The sequence below is a fragment of the Cupriavidus malaysiensis genome, assembly GCF_001854325.1.
Classification (GTDB): domain Bacteria; phylum Pseudomonadota; class Gammaproteobacteria; order Burkholderiales; family Burkholderiaceae; genus Cupriavidus; species Cupriavidus malaysiensis.
In genome coordinates, this window is the sequence record NZ_CP017754.1 from 622,611 (window position 1) to 635,310 (window position 12,700).

11 protein-coding genes are annotated in these 12,700 nt (G+C 71.3%); 8 read left to right on the forward strand and 3 right to left on the reverse strand.

What is annotated here, in order from left to right; genetic code table 11:
- The first annotated feature begins 17 nt into the window (after positions 1–17).
- From bioB to BKK80_RS02655, 8 genes are all read left to right on the forward strand, one after another.
- The gene (gene bioB / locus BKK80_RS02620; RefSeq protein ID WP_071010740.1) at positions 18–1,052 is read left to right on the forward strand and encodes a biotin synthase BioB; all 1,035 of its coding nucleotides are present in this window, start codon (positions 18–20) and stop codon (positions 1,050–1,052) included.
- An 84-nt stretch (positions 1,053–1,136) separates the two neighbouring features.
- Positions 1,137–3,173, forward strand: coding sequence for an acetyl/propionyl/methylcrotonyl-CoA carboxylase subunit alpha (locus BKK80_RS02625; RefSeq protein ID WP_071068566.1), 2,037 nt, complete (start codon positions 1,137–1,139; stop codon positions 3,171–3,173).
- Between the two features lie 173 nt (positions 3,174–3,346).
- On the forward strand, positions 3,347–4,288 hold the full coding sequence (locus BKK80_RS02630; protein WP_071037597.1) for a 2-hydroxyacid dehydrogenase: 942 nt from the start codon (positions 3,347–3,349) through the stop codon (positions 4,286–4,288).
- 77 nt (positions 4,289–4,365) lie between these two features.
- Positions 4,366–5,298: a hydroxymethylglutaryl-CoA lyase gene (locus tag BKK80_RS02635; protein WP_071010743.1), complete on the forward strand. Its 933-nt coding sequence runs from the start codon at positions 4,366–4,368 to the stop codon at positions 5,296–5,298.
- A 28-nt stretch (positions 5,299–5,326) separates the two neighbouring features.
- On the forward strand, positions 5,327–5,842 hold the full coding sequence (locus BKK80_RS02640; RefSeq protein ID WP_071010744.1) for a YbaK/EbsC family protein: 516 nt from the start codon (positions 5,327–5,329) through the stop codon (positions 5,840–5,842).
- A 337-nt stretch (positions 5,843–6,179) separates the two neighbouring features.
- On the forward strand, positions 6,180–6,437 hold the full coding sequence (locus BKK80_RS36205; protein ID WP_071037595.1) for a DUF1289 domain-containing protein: 258 nt from the start codon (positions 6,180–6,182) through the stop codon (positions 6,435–6,437).
- Between the two features lie 4 nt (positions 6,438–6,441).
- Positions 6,442–7,386: an MBL fold metallo-hydrolase gene (locus BKK80_RS02650; RefSeq protein WP_071010746.1), complete on the forward strand. Its 945-nt coding sequence runs from the start codon at positions 6,442–6,444 to the stop codon at positions 7,384–7,386.
- 105 nt (positions 7,387–7,491) lie between these two features.
- Positions 7,492–8,061 (forward strand): GNAT family N-acetyltransferase, encoded by a 570-nt coding sequence (locus BKK80_RS02655; RefSeq protein WP_231907968.1) that lies wholly within the window; start codon positions 7,492–7,494, stop codon positions 8,059–8,061.
- Between the two features lie 185 nt (positions 8,062–8,246).
- On the opposite strand, the gene BKK80_RS02660 is transcribed toward BKK80_RS02655, so the two are convergent.
- The 3 genes from BKK80_RS02660 to zigA form a co-directional block, all read right to left on the reverse strand.
- Positions 8,247–10,406 (reverse strand): TonB-dependent receptor, encoded by a 2,160-nt coding sequence (locus BKK80_RS02660; RefSeq protein WP_071037594.1) that lies wholly within the window; start codon positions 10,404–10,406, stop codon positions 8,247–8,249.
- A gap of 332 nt (positions 10,407–10,738) precedes the next feature.
- Entirely contained in the window at positions 10,739–11,179 is a 441-nt protein-coding gene (locus BKK80_RS02665) for a hypothetical protein (RefSeq protein WP_071010748.1), read from the reverse strand.
- The gene (gene zigA, locus BKK80_RS02670; RefSeq protein WP_071010749.1) at positions 11,169–12,467 is read right to left on the reverse strand and encodes a zinc metallochaperone GTPase ZigA; all 1,299 of its coding nucleotides are present in this window, start codon (positions 12,465–12,467) and stop codon (positions 11,169–11,171) included. The genes BKK80_RS02665 and zigA overlap by 11 nt, the downstream gene beginning before the upstream one ends.
- Positions 12,468–12,700 lie beyond the last annotated feature (233 nt).

Sequence of the window (12,700 nt, forward strand, 5' to 3'; positions counted from 1 at the left end):
GAAAGAAGAGGACCCCGATGAACCCGATCGAGAACACCACCGTCGCCACCATTTCCGCCGACGCGCTGCGCCAGAGCGCGCGCCAGCGCCAGGCCCAGCTGCCGGCCGATGCGCGCTGGAGCGTGGCCGATATCGCCGCGCTGTTCGCGCTGCCCTTCAACGACCTGCTGTTCCGTGCCCAGCAGGTCCACCGCGAGCACTTCGACGCCAATACCGTGCAGCTCTCCACGCTGCTGTCGATCAAGACCGGCGGCTGCGAAGAGGACTGCGGCTACTGCTCGCAGAGCGCTCACCACGACACCGGCCTCAAGGCCAGCAAGCTGATGGCGCTGGACGAGGTGCTGCAGGCCGCGCGCGAGGCCAAGGCCAGCGGCGCCACCCGCTTCTGCATGGGCGCGGCCTGGCGCAGCCCCAAGGAGCGCCACCTGGAGCCGGTGATGGACATGGTGCGCGAGGTCAAGGCGATGGGCCTGGAGACCTGCGTCACGCTGGGCATGCTCGAGCCCGGACAGGCCCAGCAGCTCAAGGAGGCGGGGCTGGACTACTACAACCACAACCTGGACACCTCGCCCGAGTACTACGGCAAGATCGTCAGCACCCGCACCTACCAGGACCGGCTCGATACCATCGGCCACGTGCGCGACGCCGGCATCCATGTCTGCAGCGGCGGCATCGTCGGCATGGGCGAGACGCGCGAGGCGCGCGCCGGCCTGATCGCCCAGCTGGCCAACCTGGATCCCTATCCCGAGTCGGTGCCCATCAACAACCTGATGCCGGTGGACGGCACGCCGCTGGCCGGCGCGGACCGGATCGATCCTTTCGAGTTCGTGCGCACCATCGCCGTGGCGCGCATCACCATGCCCAAATCGATGGTGCGTCTTTCGGCCGGACGCGAGACAATGGACGAAGCCTTGCAGGCCCTGTGCTTCATGGCCGGCGCCAACTCCATCTTCTACGGCGACCGGCTGCTGACCACGGGCAACCCGCAGGCCGAGCGCGACCGCGCGCTGCTGGCTCGGCTGGACATCCGCACCGAAGGCTGGGCCGGATGATGCGCTGAGGCGGGCGGCGGGCGGCCTGGCCGGCGTCCGCCGCAGCTTGGCGGTGGCGCCGGGAGACCGGAGGATGGAGGAAACATGTTCCGCAAGATCCTGATCGCCAACCGAGGAGAAATCGCCTGCCGCGTGGCGGCCACCTGCCGCCGGCTGGGCATCCGCACCGTGGCGGTGTACTCGGACGCCGACGCCGACGCGCGCCACGTGGCCTTCTGCGACGAGGCCGTGCACATCGGCGGCGCCGCCGCGCGCGACAGCTACCTGCGCGCCGACCACATCATCGAGGTGGCGCGCGCCACCGGCGCCCAGGCCATCCACCCCGGCTACGGCTTCCTCTCCGAGAACGAGGGCTTCGCCGAGGCCTGCGCGGCCGCCGGCCTGGTCTTCATCGGCCCGCCGGCCTCGGCCATCCGCGCCATGGGCAGCAAGAGCGCGGCCAAGCAGCTGATGGAGACCGCCGCCGTGCCGCTGGTGCCCGGCTACCACGGCGAGGACCAGGACCCGGCGCTGCTGCGCCGCGAGGCCGACCGCATCGGCTACCCGGTGCTGCTCAAGGCCAGCGCCGGCGGCGGCGGCAAGGGCATGCGCGTGGTCGAGGCGCCCGAGGCCTTCGAGGCCGCGCTGGCCTCGGTCAAGCGCGAGGCGCTGGCCAGCTTCGGCGACGAGCGCGTGCTGGTCGAGAAGTACCTGACGCGCCCGCGCCACATCGAGATCCAGGTCTTCGCCGACAGCCAGGGCCACTGTGTCTACCTGTTCGAGCGCGACTGCTCGGTGCAGCGGCGCCACCAGAAGGTGCTGGAAGAGGCGCCGGCGCCGGGCATGAGCGAGGAACGCCGGCGCGCCATGGGCGAGGCGGCGGTGGCCGCGGCGCGCGCGGTGGGCTACGTGGGCGCCGGCACGGTGGAGTTCATCGCCAACCAGGACGGCAGCTTCTACTTCATGGAGATGAACACGCGGCTGCAGGTCGAGCACCCGGTGACCGAGATGATCACCGGGCAGGACCTGGTCGAGTGGCAGCTGCGCGTGGCCGCGGGCGAGCCGCTGCCGCTGGCGCAGGAGCAGCTGCGCATCGACGGCCACGCGCTGGAGGCGCGCATCTACGCCGAGAACCCGGACAAGCAGTTCCTGCCCTCGACCGGCACGCTGCGCTACCTGCGCACGCCGGCGGCGGTGCAGTTCATGCGCGGCGGCGCGGTCGACGGCAACCCGCACGGCCCGGCCGGCGTGCGCATCGACGCGGGTGTGCGCGAGGGCGACACCATCAGCCCCTACTACGACCCGATGATCGCCAAGCTGATCGTGTGGGGGCGCGACCGCGACGAGGCGCTGGCGCGCATGCGCCAGGCGCTGGCGGCCTACCAGGTGGTGGGGCTGTCGACCAACGTGGCCTTCCTGCAGCGGCTGGTGGCGTGCGAGGCCTTCGCGCAGGCGGACCTGGACACCGGGCTGATCGAACGCAACCGGGCAGTGCTGTTCCCGCCGGCGGCGCCGGTGGGCATGGAGGCCATCGCGCTGGCGGTGGCGGCGCTGCAGGCGCGCGAGGCGACCGAGCGCCGCGTCGACGAGGCCGATCCCCACTCGCCCTGGGTGCGTGCCGGGGCCTGGCGCCTCAATGGCCGGGCCCGGCGCGAACTGCGCCTGGCCAAGGCCGACGGGACCATCCTGGAGGTCGCGCTGGTCGAGCAGGGCGGCCGTGCCACGCTGTTCTTCGCCGACCAGGCCGCGCCGTTCGCGGCGGCCTGTGCTGCCGCGGACGTCCGCGTGGACCTGGGCACGCGCCGGGTGCACGGCCAGGTGCACGCCGACGGGGAGCGCTTCCACCTCTTCCATGATGGCCGCCACGACGTCCTGACCCTGCTGGACCCGCTCGCCCATGCCGGCGAGGGCGAGGGGGAGGGCGGCAAGCTGACCGCGCCGATGCCGGGCAAGGTCATCGCCGTGCTGGTCGAGGCCGGCGCCAGCGTCGTGCGCGGCACGCCGCTGCTGGTGATGGAGGCGATGAAGATGGAGCACACCATCAGCGCGCCGGTCGACGGTACCGTCGGCGAACTGCTGTACGCGGTCGGCGACCAGGTCAGCGAAGGGGCGCAGCTGCTGACCTTCGCCGGACGTGCCTGATACATGCCCGCGGCGCGCGCCGGCGCGCCAGGGCTGCGTCTGCGGCGCGGGTCTGCCACAATAGCAGGCGGTACGGCGCGCGGCCCGCGGCAGCGCGCGCCGTGCCGGATAGCCCACACAGACAAGACAGGGCGGCGCGCCTGGCTGCCCGGACACGCGTTGGAGAGCCCCAGATGAAGTTGCAGTTGTATGTGCCGGACGGCCGGTATGCACCGTGGATCGAAGGCTTCGCCCAGGCCCTGCCCGAGGCGCAGTGCCTGACCTGGGAAGGCAGCCGGGGCGAGCAGGCGGACTATGCCGTGGTGTGGCGCCCGCCGCTGGAGATGCTGCGCGGGCGCACCGACCTGAAGGCCGTGTTCAACCTGGGCGCCGGCGTCGACGGCATCCTGCGCCTGCGCGACCAGGATCCCGCCGCGCTGCCCGCAGGCGTGCCCATCGTGCGCCTGGACGACGCCGGCATGGCCGCGCAGATGGCCGAGTACGTGACGCATGCAGTGCTGCGCCACTTCCGCCGCCTCGACGACTACGCCGGCCAGCAGCGCGCCGGCGCCTGGAAGTTCCTCAAGCCGTACCGGCGCGAGGAATTCCCCGTCGGCGTGATGGGCATCGGCACGCTCGGCACGCATATCGCGCGCACGCTGGCCGGCTTCGGCTTCCCGGTGCGCGGCTGGAGCCGCAGCGCCAAGACCGTGGAAGGCGTGCAGGGCTTCCATGGCGAGGACGGCCGCGCCGCCTTCCTCGACGGCCTGCGCGTGCTGGTCAACGTGCTGCCGCTGACGCCGGAGACCGAGAACGTCGTCGACGCCGCGCTGCTGGCGCGGCTGGCCAAGGGCGCTTACTTCATCAACGTGGCGCGCGGGCAGCATGTGGTCGAGGAAGACCTGCTCGCCGCCGTCCAGCAGGGGCAGCTCGCCGGCGCCACGCTCGACGTGTTCCGCGTCGAGCCGCTGCCGGCCGAGCATCCTTTCTGGGGCGAGCCCCGCATCACCATCACGCCGCACATCTCGGCGCTCACGCTGCGCGAGGACAGCATCGCGCAGATCGCCGGCAAGATCCGCGCGCTGGCCGAGGGCCGGACGGTCGCCGGCGTGGTGGACCTGCAGCGCGGCTACTGACGCGACGGAATCGAGGAGGGCGGCCACGCGCCCGCACGGCGCATGGAAGCGCATCAGAGGAACAGAGGAGACACAGCATGAACACGCCTGGTTATGTGAAGGTTGTCGAAGTGGGGCCGCGTGACGGCCTGCAGAACGAGAAGGAGATCGTGCCCACCGAGGTCAAGGTGGCGCTGGTGGACCGACTGACCGAGGCCGGCTTCGTCAATATCGAGGCCGCCTCCTTCGTCTCGCCGAAATGGGTGCCGCAGATGGCCGACAGCGCCGACGTGATGGCGCGCATCCAGCGCCGTCCGGGCACGCTGTATTCGGCGCTGACGCCCAATATGAAAGGCTTCGAGGCGGCGGTGGAGGCCGGTGCGGACGAGGTGGTGATCTTCGGCGCGGCCAGCGAGGCCTTCTCGCAGAAGAATATCAACTGCTCGATCGCCGAATCGATCGCGCGCTTCGCGCCGGTCGCGGCCGCGGCCAAGGAACGCGGCCTGCGCCTGCGCGCCAGCGTCTCGTGCGCGCTGGGCTGTCCCTACCAGGGCGAGGTGCCGGTGTCGGCCGTGGTGGACGTGGTGCGCCGCATGCGCGAACTGGGCTGCGACGAGATCGATATCGCCGACACCATCGGTGTGGGCACGCCGGCGCGGGTGCAGGAAGTGATGCGCGCGGCGGCAGCCGAATTCCCCATCGACCGGCTGTCGGGGCACTTCCACGATACGTACGGACAGGCGCTGTCCAATATCCTGGCCAGCCTCGATGTCGGCATCGCCATCTTCCACGCCTCGGTGGCCGGCCTGGGCGGCTGTCCCTATGCCAAGGGCGCCACCGGCAACGTGGCCACCGAAGACGTGCTGTACATGCTGCAGGGCATGGGTATCCACACCGGCATCGACCTGGAGCAGGTGGTACGCGCGGGCGACTTCATCTCGCGCGCCATCGGCCGACCCAACAACTCGCGCGTCGGCCGCGCCCTGCTGACCAAGTGGGGAAGCGCCGAGGCGCCGGCCACCTGTGTCTGAGCGCATGCGGCCACCGGAGCGCCCGGGCATGAGCGAAGGCAATGCAGCGGCGGCGCCGGAGGCGCTGCCGGAATCCGCGCAGCGTGTGGCCGGCCTGCTGGCCGGGCTCGGCCACGACCGGCCCGTGGTGATGCTGCCGGCCACCGGCAAGACCTCGGCGGAAGCCGCCGCCGGCCTGGGTTGCAGCGTGGCGGAAATCGCCAAGTCCATCCTCTTCCGCCGCCTTGCCGACGATGCGCCGGTGCTGGTCATCGCCAGCGGCAGCAACCGTGTCGACGAGGACAAGGTGGCGGCGCGCGTGGGCGCGCTCGGCAAGGCCGACGCGCGTTTCGTGCGCGAGAAGACGGGCTATGCCATCGGCGGTGTCTGCCCGATCGGCCACCGGGTCGAGCCGCTGATGCTGATCGACCGCGACCTGTTCCGCTACCAGAGCCTGTGGGCGGCGGCAGGGCATCCGCATGCGGTGTTCAATCTGACACCCTCGCAGCTGCAGGCGATGACGGGGGCCGAGGTGGCCGACGTGGCGCAGGACGCGCAGCGCTAGGATCGGCCTCCGCCAGGCCGCTGGTTTGCTCCCCTCTCCCACTTGTGGGAGAGGGGCTGGGGGAGAGGGCGGGCGCTGGCGCGAAGTGAATGCCGTCGTGCTGGCGAAGGCCGGCCCTCTCCCCCGACCCCTCTCCCGCACGCGGGAGAGGGGAGGCCACACTCGCAACTGCAACTGCAACTGCAACTGCAACTGCAACTGCAACTGCAACTGCAACTGCAACTGCAACTGCAACTGCAACTGCAACTGCAACTGCAACTGCAACTGCGATCGCGCCTGTGACAGCCGCCGCCATCGTCGCGGCCGGCCGCGCAGCCGCCTACCCTCAGGAGAATCCGTGCCCTGGACCACCGTGCAACTCGCCGACCTGCAGCGCCAGGCCGAGGCCGCGCAGCGCGCGGTGCCCGTGCCTTCGCCCTGCCGCAATGTCTGCCGCATGGATGCAGCCGGCGGCTGGTGCGAGGGCTGCCTGCGCACCATCGACGAGATCGCGGCGTGGTCGAACGCCACCGAAGCCGACAAGCGGCGCATCTGGGCCAGCCTGCCCGGGCGCGCGCAGCAGCTTGCCGGCAGCGGCACGATGCCACCACAATAGCCCCATGCCCACACCCACCTCTGCTCCTGCCGCACCGTTCGCCCTGCCTGCCACGCTGCGCGTGTTCGAGCGTGGCTGGCTGTCGGCCAACAATATCCTGTTCGTCGACGGCGACGAGACCGCCCTGGTCGATTCCGGCTATGTCACGCACAGCGCGCAGACACTGGCGCTGGTCGAGGCCGGGCTGGGCGGCCGGCCGCTGCGGCGCCTGATCAATACCCATCTGCATTCCGACCACTGCGGCGGCAATGCCGCGCTGCAGGCGCGCTGGCAGCCGCGCACCGCGATTCCTGCCGCCGAGGCGGAGGCGGTGCGGCGTTGGGATGCCGAGGCGCTCAGCTTCGTCGAGACCGGGCAGCAGTGCGATCCCTTCGGCTTCGACGAGCTGCTGCGCGATGGCGATGAACTCATGCTGGGCGGTATCGCCTGGCGCGTGGTAGCCGCGCCGGGGCACGATCCGCATGCGGTCATGCTGTACGCGCCGGACGAGCGCATCCTGATTTCGGGCGACGCCTTGTGGGAAAACGGCTTCGGCGTGATCTTTCCCGAGCTGGACGGCGAGAGCGGCTTCGCCGAGCAGGCCGCGGTGCTGGAGTGCATCGCCGGGCTGGTGCCGAAGCTGGTGATCCCGGGACACGGGCGCCTGTTCAGCGATGTGGAAGGGGCCCTGGCGCGGGCGCGCGGCCGGCTCGGCCACCTGCGCGCCGATCCGCGCCGCAATGCCTCGCATGCGGTCAAGGTGCTGGTCAAGTTCAAGCTGCTGGAACAGGGCAGCATGCGCCTGGACGCGCTGCAGGCCTGGATGGAGGCGGCGCCGCTGATGCAGCGCATCCACGCGCGCTTCCTGTCGGAGCAGCCGCTCGGTGCTATGCTCGACGAAGTGGTGCGGTCGCTGGCGGGCATCGGCGCGCTGGCGCTGCAGGATGGGCTGGTGGTGGATCGCGGCTGAGCGATCGCAGCGGGAGGAGGGCGTATGCCGAGGATGCCATGGTGGCCGGACCTGCACCAGGCGCGGCCTGAGGCAGATCTGCCTGAAAGGGAGGCACGGAATCGCATGATGCAGACGCTGCATGGACAGGGGTTCATGTTGCGGCCGTTCCGGCACGCCGACGTGCCGCAATTCGTGGCTGCCGTGCGCGAGTCGCGCGCCAGCGTGGGCGTCTGGATGCCGTGGGCGCACGAGGGCTACGATGCGCTCGACGCGCAGGCCTGGTTCGATATCTGCGCCGACAACCTGGCCGCCGGGTCCAGCTACGACGTCGGCGTGTATTCGCCCGATGGCCGCGAGCTCTATGGCGGTGTCGCCGTCAGCGATGTCCACAGCGCCTACAACATGGGCAATCTCGGCTACTGGATCCGCGCCAGCCGCCAGCGCCAGGGCCTGGCCTCGCGCGCGGCGGCGATGATGGCCTGCTTCGCCTTCCACCGCCTGCGCCTGACGCGGCTGGAGATCGTGGCGGCCGAGCACAACGCGGCCAGCCGCGGCGTGGCGGAGAAGATCGGCGCGCAGTTCGAATGCATCGCGCGCAACCGCCTGGTCATGCACGGGCTGCCATGCGCGGCTGCGGTCTATTCGCTGGTGCCGGAATCGTTCGGCCCGGCCAGCCTGGGAGGGAGAGGGTGAAGGGCAGTTGCCTGCGCGGGGCCGTGCGCTTCGAGATCGACCGGCTCGACGGGCCGATCGTGCATTGCCCGTGCCGGACCTGCCAAAAGGCGCATGCGGCGGCCATCCCCTCCTATCCGTATACGGAGTGGCCGCCCGGCCCGCGCTGAACCGCCGCGCGGACCGGCCCGCCGCCACGCGGGTGCTCAGAAGGTCGTGCGCAGGCCCACCTTGACGCTGCGTCCCGCCAGCGGCGCGATGTCGCGCAGCAGGGAGGTCGCATTGCGCGCGTCCTGGTTGGTCAGGTTATCGCCGCGCAGGTAGACCAGGGTCTGGGTGCCGGCCAGCTTGAACTTGTAGCTCAGCGCGAGGCCCAGCAGCGTATAAGCCTCGGTCGGCGTGTCGTTGGCCGGCACGCGGGTCTGGCGCGCGGCATAGGTGACGTCCACGCGCGCGTTCCAGGGGCCCGCGCCGTAGATCAGCGCGCCGCCCAGGCGCAGCGGCGCCAGGCGCGGCAGCGGCTCGCCGGTGTCGCGGTTCTTGCCGCGTACCAGGTCGACGCGGCCTTCCAGGTCGAGGCTGTCGCCGGCGAAGGCGAGTCGCTCGGCCAGGCGCGTGCGGCCTTCCGCCTCGAAGCCATACAGGGTGGCGGGCACGCCTGCGTAGCGGAACTCCGGCAGGGCGCCTGCGGTGCCCGCGGCGACCACGTCGCCCGCCTCATCACGTGCATGGCCGGTGGCCTGCAGCGCCAGGTAGTTGGCGAAGCGGTTGTAGTAGCCGGACAGGCTGGCGCTGTGGGGCCCGTTCTTGAAGCGCACGCCGAGGTCCAGCGAGGTGGCGCGTTCCTTGGCCGCGTTCGGGTCGCCGACTTCCCAGGTGCCGGTGGCCACGTGCGGGCCGTTGGCGAACAGCTCGTAGAAGGTCGGCGCGCGCTCGGTATAGGCCAGGTTGCTGCTCAGCGACCAGGCCGGCGTCAGCTTGTAGAGCAGGCCGGCCGACGCGCTGGCGGCGTTGAAGCTGCGGCTGGCGTCGCTGAAGCGCTCGTTGCCGTTGGCACTGGATCTGACGCGGCTGTGGTCGAGCCGGCCGCCCAGGTCCAGCTTGAGGTCGCCGCCGGCGGCCAGGGGCAGTTCCTCGAACACGAACAGGGCCGCGTTGTCGGTGTCGGTACTGGGCACGAAGGCTTCCTCGCCCAGCGCCGAGAAGCGGGTCTGGCCGAACTGGGCGCCGACCACGCCGCGCAGCGGGCCGATGTTGCCATGGCGTGCTTCCACGCGCGCATCCCAGCCGCGGTTGCGGAAGATGGTGCCGGTCGCGCCGTGCTCGATTTCCTTGTGCTCGTACTCGGTGTGGCTGAAGCTCGCCTTGACCGCCTCCAGCCAGCCGCCGGTGGCGCCGGACAACTCGCGTGCCTCGCCGGCCAGGGCGAAGCGGTCCTGCTTCATCTTCAGGCGCACGTCGGACTCGGCGGGGGTACCGTATTCGTTGCGGTAGGCGCTGTAGTTGGCGCCGACGAAGCCATCGGCCCAGGTATAGGCGCCGCCCAGCGAGCCGCCGTCCTGCTGGGCGCTGGTATTGGGCAGGCGGCCGTAGGCCTCGCTCTCGCCTTCGGCGAGGGGCTGGCTGGCACGCAGCGCGGCGCTGCGCGCGAAGCCGGGAATGCGCTGGTCGCTGGTCTTGCGGGCAAAGGCATCGGCGTGGATGGCGAAGCGGCCGTTGCCGGCCTCGAGCAGGGCGCTGGCGCCGCGCCCCTGGTCGCCGCCGGCGGTGGCGCTGGTGTCGAGCGCGCCGCCGACGCCTTCCACCGGTGCCTTCGGAATGCGGTTGTCGATCACGTTGACCACGCCGCCGATGGCGTTGCCGCCGTACATCAGCGCGGCCGGGCCGCGTACCACTTCGATCCGCTCGGCCACCAGCGGGTCGACCGGCACCGCGTGGTCATAGGACAGCGAGGAGGCGTCGACGGTGCTGCCGCCGTCCTGCAGGATCTTGATGCGGTCGGCGTCGAGGCCGCGGATCACCGGCCGGCTGGCATTGGGTCCGAAACCGGTCGAGGAGACACCGGGCAGGCCATCCAGGGTCTGGCCCAGCGTGCTGCCCTGGCGCAGCGTCAAGGCATCGCCCTGCAGCGCGCTGGCGGGCGCGACCATCTCGTTGAGTTCGCTGCCGAGCGGGTTGGCGGTGACCACCACGGTCTTCAGGGTGTTGCGCTCGGCGCTTTCCGCGGCGTCCGCGCTTTCGGCGGGAGCGCCTTGCGCATAGGCGCCGCCCGAGGCGAGCAGGGCGGTGAGCGCGGAGATGGCGCGCAGGGCGGAGCGTGAGGGGCGCCGCGAGGCGTTCTTCTTGTGGGCTTGCAGGTTGGGCATGGCTCGCAATCGATAGGGGCCGCGCCGGCGCGGTGCCGGCGCGGAGCGACGCGCGGGGCAAGTGTCCTGAATCACAAATTCGTTGACTCGGTGTGTCCTGAGTCCGTCGATAAGCCATGCGATGCGCCGTCACGAATGCCCGCAAGGCTCCAGCCTTGCTGCGCGTCGTTCCTGGCCTCGAACGTCTTCTCTACAGACCGGGCGATCCAACGAATGGAAGAATCAGGACACTAGGCGCCGCCGGGCGCGTGCGGGTATGCGACGGGCCCGGCCGGCGGCGGTCCGCGGGTCGGTGGATGCTGGTGGAGGCGGGGCCGCTCGGGCCCCGGGGATCAGGCGAGTGCGAGCGCTGCCGGTGGGGCGCGCGGATGGAAGGCTGTGAGGGGGGCGAGGTCGGGCCGGGCCGCCTCGGCGCTGGCCGGCGCGTGCGGGTGCCCGTGCGCGAGCACGCCGGGCAGGGCCAGGCTGCAATGCGTGTCGGCCAGGGCCGCCGCATCGAAGAGGACACAAGAGTGGCCGCCGCCCCGCAGAGCGAGCGGGTCGCGCGGGCCTTCATCGAGGGTGCCGTCGGCCAGCGGGTCGGCCAGCGGGTCCGACAGCAGGCCGGCCGCAGCCGGCGCCGCTTCGGCGGCCGCCAGCAGCGGCTGGTTCTGCAGGCCGCCGTGCAGGACGCGGTGCGTCAGGCCGGCATGCTGGGCCAGCAGCAGGCACAACGAGAGCCAGAGCGCGTGCGCCAGGCTCGGCCGGCGCGGCGCGTGCCGTTCAGTGCGCATGCCCGCAGTCGCAGCGGTCCGGATCGTGACCGCAGTCGTCGTCGCCGTCGTCGCCGTCGAGGCCGTCGAAGGTGTCGTCCCAGGCGGGGAAGGGGTCTTGCCAGGCAGCCCAGGCGGACGGGCCGGCGGCCATCTCGGCATCGTCCAGCAGGCAGGCGTCGAGCAGGGCTTCCAGCGCGGCGCGGTCCATGTCCTGGCCGATGAAGACCAGTTCCTGGCGGCGGTCGCCGAAGCGTGCAGGCTGGCCGTCCTCGTCCAGCATGTCGGCCTCGATGGCGGCGCGGGCCTCGTCCTCGGCCGGCCATTCGGCCGGATCGACGGCCGCCCACCAGGCACCGGCGCCGCCATGGCGGCAGACGCCGCCGGCCTGGCTCCAGCTGCCTGCGGTGTCCATGCGGCCGGCCAGCCAGAAGAAGCCCTTGGAGCGCAGCACGTTGCCATGCTCGCGCAGCCAGTCACCATGGATCAGCGCGGCGAAGCGCTGTGGATGGAAGGGGCGGCGGCGGCGGTAGACGAAGCTGCCGATGCCGTAGGCGGCGGTCTCGGGCACATGCTCGCCGCGCAGTTCGGCCAGCCAGCCGGGGGCCGCGGCGGCGGCCTCGAAATCGAAGCGGCCGGTGTCGAGCAGGCGCGCCAGCGGCACCTGGCCGAAGGAGGCGGCCACGATGTCGGCGCGCGGGTTGAGGGTGTGCAGGATGCCGGCCAGGCGCTCGCGTTCGGCTGCGCTGACCAGGTCGATCTTGTTCAGCACGATCACGTCGCAGAACTCGACCTGCTCGATCAGCAGGTCGACCACGGTACGGTCGTCGTCTTCGTCGCGCGCCTGGCCGCGGTCGCTCAGGTAGTCGGCTTCGTTGAAATCGCGCAGGAAGTGGGCGGCATCCACCACCGTGACCATGGTGTCGAGGCGGGCGACCTGGTCCAGCGTGGTGCCGTGCTCGTCCTCGAAGGTGAAGGTCTCGGCGATCGGCAGCGGCTCGGCCACGCCGGTGGACTCGACCAGCAGGTAGTCGAAGCGGCCTTCGCGCGCGAGCTTGCCGATCTCGGTCAGCAGGTCCTCGCGCAAGGTGCAGCAGATGCAGCCGTTGGACAGCTCGATCAGCCGCTCGCCGGCCTGGGCCACGCGTCCGTCGCCGACCAGGCGCGCATCGATGTTGACGTCGGCGAGGTCGTTGACGATCACAGCGACCCGCTTGCCCTCGCGGTTGGCGAGCACGTGGTTGAGCAGGGTGGTCTTGCCGGCGCCGAGGAATCCGGACAGCACGGTGACGGGCAGGCGATCGGCCATGACAAGCGGAGCGCCGCGTGGCGCTGGTTATTGCAACAAAGTTGCGACTGTAACAGAAAGCCGGCCCGACGCACAGCCGGGCCCAGGCCTCCATCTTAGGCCGGTGTCGATGACACCACAAAGACAGAATGACTGCCCGCCGCCGGCCAGGTGGCGGGTGGCGGGCGCGCAGGGCGGCCCGCACAAAACAAAACGGCCCGGCAAGCCGGGCCGTGCTCTGGCGGGGGCGCGCT